General features: G+C 73.5%; 14 protein-coding genes. 11 read left to right on the forward strand and 3 right to left on the reverse strand.

Annotation, left to right across the window (positions count from 1 at the left end):
* Positions 1–45 precede the first annotated feature (45 nt).
* Positions 46–786, forward strand: a complete 741-nt coding sequence (locus ATL31_RS09150; protein WP_101395493.1) for a lysophospholipid acyltransferase family protein — start codon at positions 46–48, stop codon at positions 784–786.
* Positions 787–838: 52 nt separating this feature from the next.
* The gene (gene zwf, locus ATL31_RS09155; protein ID WP_101395494.1) at positions 839–2,275 is read left to right on the forward strand and encodes a glucose-6-phosphate dehydrogenase; all 1,437 of its coding nucleotides are present in this window, start codon (positions 839–841) and stop codon (positions 2,273–2,275) included.
* 15 nt (positions 2,276–2,290) lie between these two features.
* On the opposite strand, the gene ATL31_RS09160 is transcribed toward zwf, so the two are convergent.
* Positions 2,291–3,403, reverse strand: a complete 1,113-nt coding sequence (locus ATL31_RS09160; protein ID WP_245862183.1) for a diacylglycerol/lipid kinase family protein — start codon at positions 3,401–3,403, stop codon at positions 2,291–2,293.
* A gap of 81 nt (positions 3,404–3,484) precedes the next feature.
* On the opposite strand from ATL31_RS09160, the gene ATL31_RS09165 reads away from it, so the two are divergent.
* From ATL31_RS09165 to ATL31_RS09195, 7 genes are all read left to right on the forward strand, one after another.
* Complete coding sequence (locus tag ATL31_RS09165) at positions 3,485–4,042, forward strand: DinB family protein (RefSeq protein WP_101395495.1); 558 nt, start codon at positions 3,485–3,487, stop codon at positions 4,040–4,042.
* The gene (locus tag ATL31_RS09170; RefSeq protein WP_101395496.1) at positions 4,039–5,352 is read left to right on the forward strand and encodes a cation:proton antiporter; all 1,314 of its coding nucleotides are present in this window, start codon (positions 4,039–4,041) and stop codon (positions 5,350–5,352) included. The genes ATL31_RS09165 and ATL31_RS09170 overlap by 4 nt, the downstream gene beginning before the upstream one ends.
* Positions 5,349–6,074, forward strand: a complete 726-nt coding sequence (locus tag ATL31_RS09175) for a type 1 glutamine amidotransferase (RefSeq protein WP_101395497.1) — start codon at positions 5,349–5,351, stop codon at positions 6,072–6,074. Before ATL31_RS09170 ends, ATL31_RS09175 begins: the two co-directional genes overlap by 4 nt.
* A gap of 88 nt (positions 6,075–6,162) precedes the next feature.
* Positions 6,163–6,801, forward strand: coding sequence for a LysE family translocator (locus ATL31_RS09180; protein WP_245862186.1), 639 nt, complete (start codon positions 6,163–6,165; stop codon positions 6,799–6,801).
* Between the two features lie 123 nt (positions 6,802–6,924).
* Positions 6,925–8,193: a serine--tRNA ligase gene (gene serS / locus ATL31_RS09185; RefSeq protein WP_101395499.1), complete on the forward strand. Its 1,269-nt coding sequence runs from the start codon at positions 6,925–6,927 to the stop codon at positions 8,191–8,193.
* A 365-nt stretch (positions 8,194–8,558) separates the two neighbouring features.
* The gene (locus tag ATL31_RS09190) at positions 8,559–9,353 is read left to right on the forward strand and encodes an HAD family hydrolase (RefSeq protein WP_101395500.1); all 795 of its coding nucleotides are present in this window, start codon (positions 8,559–8,561) and stop codon (positions 9,351–9,353) included.
* Between the two features lie 76 nt (positions 9,354–9,429).
* On the forward strand, positions 9,430–10,224 hold the full coding sequence (locus ATL31_RS09195) for a DUF1206 domain-containing protein (RefSeq protein ID WP_101395501.1): 795 nt from the start codon (positions 9,430–9,432) through the stop codon (positions 10,222–10,224).
* Here ATL31_RS09195 and ATL31_RS09200 read toward each other — a convergent pair.
* A complete protein-coding gene (locus ATL31_RS09200; protein WP_101395502.1) occupies positions 10,209–10,943 on the reverse strand; it encodes a phosphatase PAP2 family protein in 735 nt (244 codons plus the stop codon). The genes ATL31_RS09195 and ATL31_RS09200 overlap by 16 nt on opposite strands.
* The gene (locus ATL31_RS09205) at positions 10,943–11,710 is read right to left on the reverse strand and encodes a phosphatase PAP2 family protein (protein ID WP_101395503.1); all 768 of its coding nucleotides are present in this window, start codon (positions 11,708–11,710) and stop codon (positions 10,943–10,945) included. Before ATL31_RS09205 ends, ATL31_RS09200 begins: the two co-directional genes overlap by 1 nt.
* A gap of 81 nt (positions 11,711–11,791) precedes the next feature.
* Between ATL31_RS09205 and ATL31_RS09210 the strand changes: the two genes are divergently transcribed.
* Positions 11,792–12,598 carry a TrmH family RNA methyltransferase gene (locus ATL31_RS09210; RefSeq protein ID WP_101395504.1) on the forward strand — a complete coding sequence of 269 codons (807 nt, stop codon included), beginning with the start codon at positions 11,792–11,794 and terminating at the stop codon, positions 12,596–12,598.
* Positions 12,599–12,692: 94 nt separating this feature from the next.
* Positions 12,693–13,328, forward strand: coding sequence for a VOC family protein (locus ATL31_RS09215; RefSeq protein ID WP_101395505.1), 636 nt, complete (start codon positions 12,693–12,695; stop codon positions 13,326–13,328).
* The last annotated feature ends 12 nt before the right edge of the window (positions 13,329–13,340 follow it).

Here is a 13,340-nt window from a genome sequence, read left to right on the forward strand (position 1 = left end):
TTCCGGCCCGCCGCGGCGACGGCACCCGGCCGGTAGCCTGCCGGCATGTCAGGCGCGCGGCGGCTCCCCGGGACCGGGGTCGAGCTCCAGCGGCTGCTGTTCCGTGCGTGCCCTCCGGGGCTGTGGCCGTACGCGCGCTTCGACGTGGCCGGGACCGAGCACATCCCGAGCAGCGGCCCGGCGATCCTGGCCGGCAACCACCGCTCGTACTTCGACGTGCCGGCGATCATCCAGCTGATGCGCCCCACCGGCCGCACCGGCCGCATCCTGGCCAAGCGCGAGCTGTTCGACCTGCCCGTCGTCGGGCCCCTGGCGTACGCCTTGGGCGGCATCCCGGTCGACCGGGCGAGCGGCGGCACCGACTCGCTGGAGGCGGCCACGCGCGCGCTCGAGGACGGCGAGATCGTCTGCCTGCTGCCGCAGGGCACCATCCCGCGCGGCGAGCGGTTCTACGACCCGGTGCTGACCGGCCGTACCGGGGCCGCGCGCCTGGCGGCCGCCACCGGCGCCCCGGTCGTGCCGTTCGGCATCTGGGGGAGCGAGGTGGTCTGGCCGCGGCGCTCGCGGCTGCCGCGGATGCACACCCTCGTGCACCCGCCGACCGTGCGGGTGCGGGTGGGCCCTCCCGTCGAGCTCACCGGGGAGTCGCCGGCGGCCGACACCCGCCGCGTCATGGCGGCCGTCGCCGACCTGCTGCCACCGCAGGCGCGTGAGGCGCGCACCCCGACCGCCGAGGAGGTCGAGCGCGCCACCCCGCGCAGCGCCGGGCGGCGCCGCTCGGGCTGAGGGGCGCCGGTCGGGGGTGGCGGAGGGAGCCGTGAGCGGACAGGCTGGTGCCATGACCGCGCCCACGACCGTCATCCTCTTCGGCGCCACCGGCGACCTGGCGAAGCGCAAGCTCATCCCCGGCCTGCTGCACCTGTTCCAGTCGCGCCTGCTCGACGACCTGCGCGTCGTCGGCACCTCGCTCGACGACATGACCGCCGACGAGTTCCGCACCCTGGCCGAGACCGCGGTCAAGGAGCACTCGACCCGCCCGCGCGACGAGGCCGACTGGAAGGACTTCGCGCAGCGCCTCGACTACGTCGCGCTGTCGGCCGGCCCCGATGCCCTCGAGGCCGCGGTGCTGCGCGCCGAGGAGCAGTTCCCCGGCGACACCGAGCTGCGCCTGCACTACCTGGCCGTGCCGCCCAAGGCCGCCCTCGCCGCGGTCCGCACCATCGCCGACGCCCACCTGGTCGACCGCTCCCGGGTGGTGATGGAGAAGCCGTTCGGCCACGACCACGCCACGGCGGTGGCGCTCAACGCCCAGCTGCACGAGGTCTTCGACGAGGACCAGATCTTCCGCATCGACCACTTCCTCGGCAAGGAGGCGGCCCAGAACATCCTGGCCTTCCGCTTCGCCAACGGGCTGTTCGAGCCGATCTGGCACCGCAACAACATCAGCCACGTCCAGATCGACGTGCCCGAGACCCTGGGTCTGAGCCAGCGCGCCGACTTCTACGAGACCACCGGCGCCTACCGCGACATGGTGGTCACCCACCTGTTCCAGATCCTGGCCTTCACGGCGATGGAGCCGCCGACCGCGCTCGAGCCGCTGGCCATCAGCCGCGAGAAGAACAAGGTCTTCCGCTCGATGCAGCCCATCCAGCCGGCCGACGTCGTGCGCGGGCAGTACACCGGCTACCACGACGAACCCGGCGTCAGCGGCGACTCCGAGACCGAGACCTTCGTGGCGCTGAAGTGCTACGTCGACAACTGGCGCTGGGCCGGTGTCCCGTTCTTCCTGCGCACCGGCAAGCGGCTGGCCGAGGGGGCGCGGATCATCTCCATCGCGTTCAAGGAGCCGCCGCAGTCGATGTTCCCCAAGGGCAGCGGTGTGGGCGACCAGGGCCCCGACCACCTGACCTTCGACCTGGCCGACCGCTCGCGGATGTCGCTGTCGTTCTACGGCAAGCGCCCCGGCCCCGGGTTCCGGCTCGACAAGCTGTCGATGCAGTTCGCGATGGGCGAGACCGACTGGGCCGGTGCGGTGCTCGAGGCCTACGAGCGGCTCATCTACGACGCCGCCCGGGGCGACCGCACCCTGTTCACGTCCGCCACCGGCATCGAGCGGCTGTGGGAGATCAGCCAGCCGATCCTCGACAACCCGCCGACGGTGCACCCGTACGCGCAGGGCACGTGGGGCCCGAACCAGATCCACCAGCTGATCGCACCGTTCACCTGGCGGCTGCCGTTCGAGCGGCCGTGGCGCGAGCGCAGGGGTACCAGCTGAGCGCAGCCGCCGCGGTCACTCCGCGGCGGGCGCCTTGCCGCTCTCGGTGCGCACGATGAGGGCGCGCGGCTCGATCTCGACCGAGAAGCGGCTGGCCTCGCCGAGGATGTCGCCGTCGACCTGCACCCGCTGGTGCTCGTCGACCGAGACGGTGGCGCCGGTGCACTTGTGCCGCGACAGGTCACGGCTGGTGCGGTCGCTGCGGGTGATGACCCGGGCGGCGACGCTGGCCCACGCGGCGACCCCGCGGGGGGTGAGCACGATGACGTCGAGCAGGCCGTCGTCGGGCTCGGCGTCGGGCATCAGGTCGATGCCGCCGGTGATCTTGCCGCAGTTGCCGACGACCAGCATGCGGGCGCGCTCGGTCTCGGGGGTGCCGCCGTCGCAGGTGAGCGTGACGGTGAAGCGGTCCTTCAACCAGTGCTGGAAGCCCGAGGGGACGTAGGCGGCCCACCCGATGCGCTTCTTCAGCGTCTCGGAGGTCGAGTCCATGATCTCGGCGTCCAGGCCCATCCCGGCCATCACGAAGAACGCGTGGCGGTGGTGGCCGGCGCTGGAGTTCTCGCCGACGCCGGGCTCCAGGGTCAGGGCCGGGTCGTCGGCGTCGAGGGAGACCCAGGCGGCGTCGATGCGGCGGTTGCGGCCGGTGAGCGCGACGACCATCGCCTTCTGCAGCTCGTCGACCGGCAGCTCCAGGTTGCGCGCCAGCAGGTTGCCGGTGCCGCCGGGCAGCAGGCCCATCGGGGTGCCCGAGCCCACGAGCTCCTCGGCCACCGCGCGTACGGTGCCGTCACCGCCGAGGGCACACACCAGGTCGACCTTCTGCTCGAGGGCCTCGCGGGTCTGGCCGAAGCCCACGTCCTCCTGGGTGGTCTCGAGCAGCAGCGGCTCGTCCCACTCGTGGGCGGCGCACACGTCGGCCAGCTGGCGGCGCACGGCGTCGAGATCGTCGAACTTCGTGGGGTTGACGATGACGGCCACCCTCTTGCGTGGGGGCATCTCGTCCTCTCCGGAACGGAAGGTGTCGCGCGTCGGTCGCGCGGCGCGTGCGTGCCGCCCGTCCTCGCGGGAGGTCAGCAGCAGGACGGCACCGACGATCGCGAAGACGACCGCGATCCCGATTCCCACGAAGGTCCACGTCTCGCCTGACACAGGGGGCAACGTACAGGAGTGGCATCGTCGCTGGTGAGCCCCCGTAGGCTTCCGGACATGAGTGAGGCCGAGGCCGGCGCGGTCGTGCCCGACACCAAGGACTGGACGTGGACGCTGGAGCGCCCGTGCCCGGACTGCGGCTTCGTCGCGGGCGAGGTCGCGCGGGCCGACCTGACCGGCGTCCTGGCCGCCGTCACCGCCCCCTGGGCCGAGGTCCTGCGGCGGCCCGATGCCACCGCGCGCCCCGCCCCGTCGACCTGGTCGCCGCTCGAGTACGGCTGCCACGTGCGCGACGTCTGCCGCCTCTTCGACGAGCGCGTCCGGCTGATGCAGGACCACGACGACCCGACCTTCGACGACTGGGACCAGGACGCGACGGCCGTGCGCGACCGCTACGGCGAGCAGGACCCGGCCGTGGTGGCGGCCGGGCTGGCCGAGGGCGCCGCCGGGTGGGGCCGCACCCTCGCTGCGGTGCCCGACGACGCGTGGGAGCGCACCGGCCGCCGCTCGAACGGCAGCCTCTTCACCGTGCTCGGGCTGGGCCGCTACGGGCTGCACGACCTCGCCCACCACCTGCACGACGTCGGGGCCGCCCCGGTGAGCACCACGTCGTGACCGCGACGCTGGTCTACGTCGTCCTCGGAGCCTCGCTCCTGCTCGCCGCGGTCCTGCCGCAGGTGCTGCACCGCTACGCCCTGTCGGCCCCCATCGTCCTGGTGGTCACCGGGATGCTGGTCGGGCTGCTGCCGCTCTCGACCGGGATCGTGGTCGACCCGCTCGCGCTGCGCCCGGTCATCGAGCACGTCACCGAGGTGACCGTGCTGGTGGCGCTCATGGGCGTCGGGCTCGCCCTCGACCGGCCGCTGCGCTGGCGGGTGGCGCGCTCGTGGCGGGCATGGGGGCCGGCCTGGCGGCTGCTGGCGGTGGGGCTGCCGCTGACGACCGCGGGCGTGGCCCTGCTGGCGTGGGGGCCGCTCGGGGTGGCCCTGCCGGCGGCGCTCCTGCTCGGGGCGGCCCTCTCGCCCACCGACCCCGTGCTCGCGTCCGAGGTGCAGGTCGACGGACCGACCCAGGAGGGCGACGTCGACGAGATCGACGAGACCGACGAGGTGCGCTTCGCCCTGACCAGCGAGGCCGGGCTCAACGACGGGCTGGCGTTCCCGTTCGTGTACGCCGCGGTCTTCCTGGCGTCCAAGGGCGCCGCCTCGGGCTGGTTCGGGCAGTGGCTGGCGTGGGAGCTGGTGGGCAAGGTCGTGGTCGGGACCCTGGCCGGGGTGGCGGTCGGCTGGGCCGTGGCGAAGCTGGTGTTCCGCGCCCCGGCGCGCTCACTGCGCCTGGCCGAGGTGGGCGAGCCGCTGGTGGCCATCGCCGCCTTCCTGCTGGCCTACGGGGTGGCCGAGCTGGTCGAGGGCTACGGCTTCCTGGCGGTCTTCGCGTGCGCGCTGACCATCCGCTCGGTCGACCGCGACAGCGACTTCCACGGGCACATGCACGACGTGGTGCACCGGCTCGAGACGCTGCTGACCCTCATCGTGCTGCTGACCCTCGGCTTCGCCCTGACCAACGGCCTGCTGGCCAACCTCGACTGGCGCGGGGTGGTCCTCGGGGTGACGCTGGTGTTCGTCATCCGTCCCGTCGCCGGCTACGTCTCCTTCCTCGGCTACCGGTGCGAGGAGGGCGTGCGCGGCCGGCTCGACCGCCGCGAGCGCCTGGTCGTGGCCTTCTTCGGCGTCCGCGGGGTCGGCACCATCTACTACCTCGCGTACGCCGCGGGGGCCACGCCCTTCGCCGAGGAGCGCTGGCTGTGGTCGACCGTCGGCTTCACCATCGGGCTGTCGGTGCTGGTGCACGGCGTGCTGGCCACGCCGGTCATGCGCCGGCTCGACGCCCGCCGCGAGGCCGACCCCGCGGTCGCCGGGCCGTGACGCCGAACCCGCCCGCCCCCTCGGTGCTCGTGGTCGTCAACGACCCCGACAGCGGGCCCGGCCGGGTCGGTGACCGGCTGGCGGAGCTCGGGCTGGCGCTCACCCCGGTGGCGGGCGACGACGTCCCCGAGCACCCGGTCGGGCACGCGGGCGTGCTGCTGCTGGGTGGCGGGTTCATGCCGGATGCCGACCAGCGGGCGCCGTGGCTGCCCCGCGAGCGCCGGCTGGCCGAGGCGGCCCTGGCCGGCGGGGTGCCGCTGTTGGGCGTCTGCCTGGGCGGGCAGCTGCTGGCCCTGGTCGCGGGGGGCGAGGTGGCGGCCGACCACGGCCGCCCCGAGCGCGGGCTGGTGGGCATCCGGCGCCGGCCCGAGTCGGCCGGTGACCCGCTGCTGGGGCCGCTGCCCGGGACCTTCCCGGCGTTGGAGAACCACCGCGACGCCGTCACCTCATTGCCCCCGGGCGCCGTGCACCTGGCCGAGAGCGACGACTGCCCGGTGCAGGCCTTCCGGGTGGGGGAGCGCGCCTGGGGGCTGCAGTTCCATCCCGAGGCCGGGGCCGGGCGGATGCGGCGGTGGGACCCGGCGCGGGTCGCCGCCGACGGCTACGACCTGCCCGCCCTGCTGGCCGCGGCCGAGCGCGACGAGCCCGCGGCGGCGATGGCCGCCCGGGCCCTCACGGATGCCTTCGCGGGGGTCGTGCGCCGGCACGCGGGTGTCGGCTGAGCGGGGTTCCGCGGCGGTGCGGGCGAGCTGTGGGCCGGCCGGTGGAAAGGGGATGCCGGCACGGGGAGTGCGGCTCCACACTGGTCCCGTGCCGTCCGTCCCCACCGTGCTGGCCTTCGCCCTGGCCTCGGCCGTGATCATCGCGATCCCCGGCCCCAGCATCCTGTTCACCATCGGCCGCGCCCTGTCGTCGGGGCGTCGCGAGGCGCTGCTCACCGTGGCCGGCAACGCCCTCGGGGTGCAGACCCAGATCATCGGGCTCGCGGTGGGGCTGGGCCCGGTCATCGCCGCCAGCGCCGCTGCGTACACAGTGCTGAAGGTGGTGGGCGCGCTCTACCTGGTGTGGCTCGGCGTGCAGGCCCTGCGCCATCGCCGCGAGAGCGCCGCGGCGCTGGTGGGGGCCGTGCCCCAGGCCACGCCCACCCTGCACGCGCTGCGCACCGGCTTCGTCGTCGGCGTGACCAACCCCAAGTCGTTCGTGCTGCTGGCCGCGGTGCTGCCGCAGTTCGTCGACCCGGCCGGGCAGGTCGGTCTGCAGCTGCTCGTGCTGGGGCCGGTCTTCGCCGTCATCGCCCTGGTCGGCGACGGCACGGTCGCGCTGCTGGCGTCGCGCTTCCGCGACTGGTTCGCCGGCTCTCCGCGCCGGATGGAGCGAGTGGGCGGCGCGGGCGGCCTGATGATGGTCGGGCTCGGTGCGGGCCTGCTCGTCACCGGCCGCCCGGACTGACCCGCGTCCGCATCGAGAGGAGGCGACACGCGGAGCCATCGGAGGCTCCGCCTGCGTGTCTCCTCCTCTCGAGCGGGGCGCCGAGCCGTCGGGGCCCCCGCGCGCCGTCGATAGACTCCGCGGGTGATCGACATCAGGCTGCTCCGGGACGACCCCGACACGGTACGGGCGAGCCAGCGCGCCCGCGGCGAGGACGACGGCGTCGTCGACGCCGTGCTCGCCGCCGACGAGCGCCGCCGCTCCTCCCTCACCGCGTACGAGCAGCTGCGGGCCGAGCAGAAGTCGATGGGCAAGGACGTCGCGAAGGCGCAGGGCGAGCAGAAGCAGGCCCTCCTCGCGCGCACCAAGGAGCTCGCCGCCCAGGTCAAGGCGCTCCAGGCCACCGCCGACGAGGCCCAGGTCGAGCTCGACACCCTGATGCGCACCATCGGCAACGTCGTCGAGCCCGAGGTCCCGGCCGGCGGCGAGGACGACTACGTGGTCCTCGAGGAGGTCGGCACGCCGCGCGACTTCGCGGCCGAGGGGTTCGAGCCCCGCGACCACCTGACGCTGATGGAGGGCCTCGACGCCGTCGACATGGAGCGCGGGGCCAAGGTCGCCGGCTCGCGGTTCTACTTCCTCAAGGGCGTGGGCGCCCGCCTCGAGATGGCGATGCTGCACCTGGCCATGCAGCGCGCCATCGGCCTGGGCTTCGTCCCGATGGTCACGCCCACCCTGGTCAAGCCCGACGTGATGGCCGGCGCGGGCTTCCTCGACCACCACGCCGACGAGGTCTACCGGCTCGAGGCCGACGACCTGTACCTCACCGGTACCTCGGAGGTCGCGCTCGCCGGCTACCACGCCGACGAGGTCGTCGACCTCTCCAACGGCCCGCTGCGCTATGCCGGCCAGTCGACCTGCTACCGCCGCGAGGCCGGCTCGTACGGCAAGGACACCCGGGGCATCATCCGGGTCCACCAGTTCAACAAGATCGAGATGTTCGTCTACTGCCGGCCCGAGGACGCCCAGGCCGAGCACGAGAACCTGCTGCGCCTCGAGAAGGAGATGCTGACCGCGCTCGGCCTGCCGTTCCGGGTCATCGACACCGCGGCCGGCGACCTCGGCGGCCCGGCCGCGCGCAAGTACGACTGCGAGGCGTGGGTGCCGACCCAGGGGCGCCACCGCGAGCTCACCTCGACCTCGAACTGCACGACCTTCCAGGCCCGGCGCCTCAACACGCGCTACCGGGGCTCGACGGGCAACGAGGTCGCCGCGACCCTGAACGGCACCCTGGCCACGACGCGCTGGCTGGTCGCCATCGTCGAGAACCACCAGCAGGCCGACGGCTCCGTGGTGGTGCCCGAGGTGCTGCGCCCGCTGGTCGGGCTCGACGTCCTGACGCCCGTCCGCTGACCCCGCGGACGGCGCCCGCCTCCACCCATCCCCTCCGCCCCGCGGCAAGCCGTTGAGGGCGCTCGGGCCCGAACGTCCGGGGAGATCGGCCGAACGGCCGATGCCCGCCTCGTCCGTTCGGCCAGACCCGAAATCGGCCGTCCGTAAGTGCTGCGGTGAAGGTAAAGAGTTCGTAAAGTACTCATCTAGAGGCGGTCAAGAGCGCAGGGGCTCGAGGCCACCGACGTGGCCACTGTCGCAGGGGCTGTGACCACGCCATGACGACGCCCCCTCTCCACGCGAGAGGGGGCGTCGCCGTGTCTGCGGGGGCCCCCGACGGTCGCCGTCCACCGTGCGTTCATCCGGCCTCGGTAGCGTGGCGTCCGATGACTTCCCCACACCTGGTCTGCCTCGACATCGACGGCACCACCGTCGACCACGACGGCCACCTCCACGAGCCCGTCCGGGCAGCGGTGCGCGCAGTGGCCGACGCCGGGCACCACCTCACCCTCGCCACCGGCCGCGCGGTGATCGGCACCCTCCCGGTGCTCGAGGCGCTCGGTCTCAGCACGGGGTACGCGGTCTGTGCCAACGGCGCGATCACCCTGCGGCTCGACCCCGCACTGCTCGACGGCTACGAGGTGCTCGAGGCCGTCACCTTCGACCCCGCCCCGGCCCTGCGGGTGCTGCGCGCGGAGTTCCCCACCGCGTTGGTCGCGGTCGAGGAGATCGGCGTCGGCTTCAAGGTGTCGGCGCCCTTCCCCGACGGCGAGCTCGACGGCACGCCCCAGGTCGTCAGCTTCGAGGAGCTGATGGCACACCCGGTCACCCGGGTCACCATCCGTGACCCCGAGGGCACCGACGAGGACTTCCTCGCCGGCGCCGAGCGCATCGGGCTGCACGGCGTCGAGTACGCCGTGGGCTGGAGCGCCTGGCTGGACATCACGCCCGAGGGGGTGTCGAAGGCCGCCGCGCTCGAGACGGTCCGGCGGCGGCTCGGCGTCGAGCCGCGGCTGACCCTGGCCGTCGGCGACCAGCGCAACGACCTCGAGATGCTGCGCTGGGCCGCCCGCGGGGTCGCGATGGGCAACGCGCCCGACGAGGTCAAGGCCGCCGCCGACGACGTCACCGGCCACGTCGACGAGCACGGGCTCGTCGACGTCCTGCGCACCCTGGCCTGAGCCGGCCTCCGGGGGCACCCACCCCGGGCCGTCGGGATCTCGACGCGGCGTCCCCGCAGGTGGCAGGGTGAGCGCCATGGACCTCGCCGACGCCACCCGCGCCACCCACCAAGCGAACGAGAGCCCGGTGGTCGAGTACGGCGCCCGGGTCGGGTTCGCGATCCTGGGTGTGCTGCACCTCCTCATCGCCTGGATCGCCGTCAAGATCGCCTGGGGGGTGGGCGGGGGCTCCAAGGAGGCCGACTCGTCCGGGGCGCTCAGGACCCTGGCCGGCTCGGGCACGGGGAGAGCCCTGCTCTGGGTCGCCGTCGTCGGCTTCCTCCTCCTCGGCGTGTGGAACCTCAGCGAGGGGTTCGTGCGCCGCCACGACAAGGCCGACCTGGTCAAGCTGGCGAGCAAGGGCGTCGTCTACCTGTTCTTCGCGTGGACCACCTTCAAGCTGGTGGGCCTCGACGCCGGCAGCCACAGCGAGAAGCAGACGGAGGGCTTCGCCGCGGCGCTCACCGGCAGCGTGCTGGGCCGGCTGGTCCTCGTGGTGGTGGGCCTGGTGATCCTCGGCATCGCCGGCTACCACGTCTACAAGGGGTACCAGAAGAAGTTCCTCGAGGACCTCGTCGAGCACCCGGGCCAGTGGGCGGTCCGGGCCGGCCGGGTCGGCTACATCGCCAAGGGCGTGGCGCTGGTCATCGTCGGCATCTTCTTCTTCGTGGCCGCCTGGACCGCCGACGCCCAGGACGTCAAGGGTCTCGACGGCGCGCTCAAGACCTTCCTCGGGCTGCCGTTCGGCCGGGTGCTGCTGACGCTCGTGGCCCTCGGGATCGCGGGCTACGGCGTCTACAGCTTCGCCCGGGCGCGCTACGCCCGGCTCTGAGCCCGGCGGTCGCCGGCGGCGTCGGGGCGCTCGGCCACCGCGTGCGCGTCGCGGCGCAGGTAGCCCCAGGCCAGCAGTGCACAGACCACGCCGTTGACCGCGCCCATGAGAACGTCGGTGACGTGGTGCGCGCCCCGGTAGAGCCGCGCGAACGAGACGAGGAACGGCACCACGATGCACAGCACCACGAGGATGCGGCGCGCGGCGACGTTCTGGATGCGGGTGGCCATCAGGGCGAACGAGACGTAGAGGGCGGTCGAGGCGCCGACGTGCCCGCTGGGGTAGCTCGATGTCGGCGGCGCCGGGTCGAGCCGCTCGACCGGCGGCCGGCTGCGCCCGACGACCGCCGTCGCGATGACGAACACGGTGGCCTGCACCGAGATCGCCAGGAGCGGGATGACGGCGTACCACCACTTCCGGGTTCGCCACAGGACCACGAGCGCCACCACGATGCCGACGGCGATGACGTACTCGGTGTTGCCGATCATCGACATCACCTTGGTGACGGCGTTGCCGGTGGCGGTGCGCTGCGCGGCCAGCCAGGTGTTGACCGAGTTCTCGGCCTTGAAGCCGCCGAGCGGCTTCATGATGACCAGCCCGATGGCCACGATCACCACGAACAGAGGGATCGCCGGGAGGACGGCGCGTACGAAGGCGTCGCGCACGGCCTCGCGGACGGTGGGCCGGGTGGGGTCGTCCCAGCGGGTGAGGATGGACATCAGCGCTCCTGGTGGGCGGTGTGGCGGTCGTCGGCGATGTCGTCGTCGCCGGGGTGGGGGTCGATGTCGGGGTCGTGCGCGGCCTCGCGGTCGCGCGGGTTCCAGTTGGCGTACCCCGCGTAGGAGGCCAGGACCAGCCCGGCCCCGGTGACCACCCCGACGGTGACGTCGCTGGGGTAGTGAACCCCGAGGAAGGTGCGGTCGAGGGCGGTGAGCACGACGAGCACCACGGACGCCGTGACCATGACCGCGCGCCAGGCCCGGGACGTGACGACCGGCCAGAGCAGGAGGACGGCGGTGGTGAAGAAGGCGGCCGAGCCGAGCGCGTGGCCGGACGGGAAGGAGAAGCCGGGGGCCTTGGAGACCGGGTCCTCCACCACCGGGCGCGCTCGCTGGAAGACGAGCTTGGCGGCGTACTCGATGAACCAGGCGACCATCATCGTCCCGAACGCCCACCACGCGCGGGTGCGCAGCCCCTTGCCGAGCCACACCCAGAGGCACAGCACCGTCCCGACGGCGTAGAGGTTGCGGGGGAGGAAGGCGGCCTGCCAGAAGAGCCAGAAGTCCAGCAGCCAGGGGTGGTCGCGGGTGATCGGGACCAGGGCGCGGATGGCGGCGTCGTCCGCGTTGATCAGCGGGTCCCACTTGCTGCGGACCAGGAAGCCGACCGAGAAGAAGACCGTCGCCACCACCAGGCCGTAGGCCGCGGCCCGGCCGAGCCGGCGGGCGCGCCGCTGCTGGTGCGCGCGCGTGTCCGTGCTGGTCATCAGGCATGTCTACCGCACCCGGGGGCGCGCTGACGCCGCAGCCGCCGGGCGCGCCGGGAGGCGTGGGATGCTGGGGCCGCCATGGCCGAGCTGAACGTCACCTCCCCCGCCAACCCCCGCCTCAAGGCGGTCGCCGCGCTGCGCCGGCGCCGCACCCGCGAGGAGGAGGGCGTCACGGTCGTCGACGGCTACGAGGAGCTGCGCCTGGCGGTGGGGGCCGGGGTCGTCCCGCGCACCCTGCTGTACTGCCCCGAGCTGATGCTCGACCCCGACGAGCAGCTCGCGCTGGTCGACGAGGTGCGCGCGCTGGGGGCCACGACCATCCGCTGCGCACGCTCGGCGTTCGAGAAGGTGGCCTACCGGGAGGGGCCCGACGGGTTCGTCGCGGTGGTGCCCGCGGCCGGGGTCGCGCTCAGCCATCTGGTGCTGCCCCCGGACCCGCTGGTGGTGGTGGTCGAGGCGCTCGAGAAGCCCGGCAACCTCGGCTCGGTGCTGCGTACCGCCGACGCCGCCGGGGTGGCCGCCGTGGTCGCCGCCGACCCCGCCACCGACTGGGGCAACCCCAACGTCGTACGGGCCAGCAAGGGCGCGGTGTTCTCGGTGCCGGTGGCCGCGGCCTCCCTGGCCGAGGTGCGGGAGTGGTTGCACGTCAACGACATCCGGATCGTGGCCACCACGCCGCACACCGACGTCCTGCATACGGCGGTCGACTACCGCGGGGCCGTCGCCATCGCCGTGGGCACCGAGAAGACCGGCCTCACCGACGAGCTGCTGGCCGCCGCCGACGCCCGTGTCCGCATCCCGATGGCGGGGCAGGTCAACTCCCTCAACGCCGGGGTGAGCGCAGCCGTCGTGGTCTACGAGGCGGTCCGACAGCGCTCGTCCTGAGACGGGTGGGGCTCCTGGGACCGCAGGGATACCGGGTGCGGGGCCCTCGGACCCGTGTCCGGAGCACCCGCGCGCATATGCGACCATGACAGGCATGCGAGTTGACCACGTCGTCTACGCGGCCGAGCACGATGGCGTGCACGCGACGGCCGAGCGTCTCGCGAAGCTGATCGGCGTCCGGCCGGTCGACGGGGGGATCCACCCGCGCTTCGGGACGCGCAATGTCATCCTGCCGCTCGCCCACGAGCGGTACGTCGAGGTCGTCGAGGTGCTCGAGCACCCCGCGGCCGACAAGGCCCCCTTCGGGCAGGTCGTCCGCGCCCGCTCCGAGGCCGGCGGCGGCTGGCTCGGCTGGGTCGTGCGGGTCGACGACATCGCCGAGCAGGAGGCCCGCCTGGGCCGCGAGGCCGTCCAGGGTAACCGGCGCCGCCCCGACGGCGTCGAGCTGCGCTGGCAGCAGATCGGTGTCAAGGGCCTCCAGGCCGACCCGCAGCTGCCGTTCTTCATCAAGTGGGACGACGAGGCGCCGCACCCCTCGCAGGACGCCGACACCGAGGTGACCATCGAGTCGCTCACTATCGCCGGCGACCCCGAGCGGGTCCGCGACTGGCTGGGCCTGCCGGCCGACTACACCTCGTCGGTCATCGAGTTCTCGTTCGTCTCGCCCCACGGCACGCCCGGACTCATGGCCGTCACGTTCGACACGCCTCAGGGCGAGGTCGTCGTCTGACCCTCCGGGGCC

It is taken from the genome of Phycicoccus duodecadis, from assembly GCF_002846495.1.
GTDB lineage: Bacteria > Actinomycetota > Actinomycetes > Actinomycetales > Dermatophilaceae > Phycicoccus > Phycicoccus duodecadis.

Excerpts from the sequence above, each read along its gene's own strand:
- ATL31_RS09215 (WP_101395505.1), top strand. The coding sequence starts at position 12,693 with ATGCGAGTTGACCACGTCGTCTACGCGGCCGAGCACGATGGCGTGCAC.
- ATL31_RS09200 (WP_101395502.1), bottom strand. The coding sequence starts at position 10,943 with ATGTCCATCCTCACCCGCTGGGACGACCCCACCCGGCCCACCGTCCGC.
- ATL31_RS09190 (WP_101395500.1), top strand. The coding sequence starts at position 8,559 with ATGACTTCCCCACACCTGGTCTGCCTCGACATCGACGGCACCACCGTC.
- zwf (WP_101395494.1), top strand. The coding sequence starts at position 839 with ATGACCGCGCCCACGACCGTCATCCTCTTCGGCGCCACCGGCGACCTG.
- ATL31_RS09210 (WP_101395504.1), top strand. The coding sequence starts at position 11,792 with ATGGCCGAGCTGAACGTCACCTCCCCCGCCAACCCCCGCCTCAAGGCG.
- ATL31_RS09205 (WP_101395503.1), bottom strand. The coding sequence starts at position 11,710 with ATGACCAGCACGGACACGCGCGCGCACCAGCAGCGGCGCGCCCGCCGG.
- ATL31_RS09165 (WP_101395495.1), top strand. The coding sequence starts at position 3,485 with ATGAGTGAGGCCGAGGCCGGCGCGGTCGTGCCCGACACCAAGGACTGG.
- ATL31_RS09195 (WP_101395501.1), top strand. The coding sequence starts at position 9,430 with ATGGACCTCGCCGACGCCACCCGCGCCACCCACCAAGCGAACGAGAGC.
- ATL31_RS09150 (WP_101395493.1), top strand. The coding sequence starts at position 46 with ATGTCAGGCGCGCGGCGGCTCCCCGGGACCGGGGTCGAGCTCCAGCGG.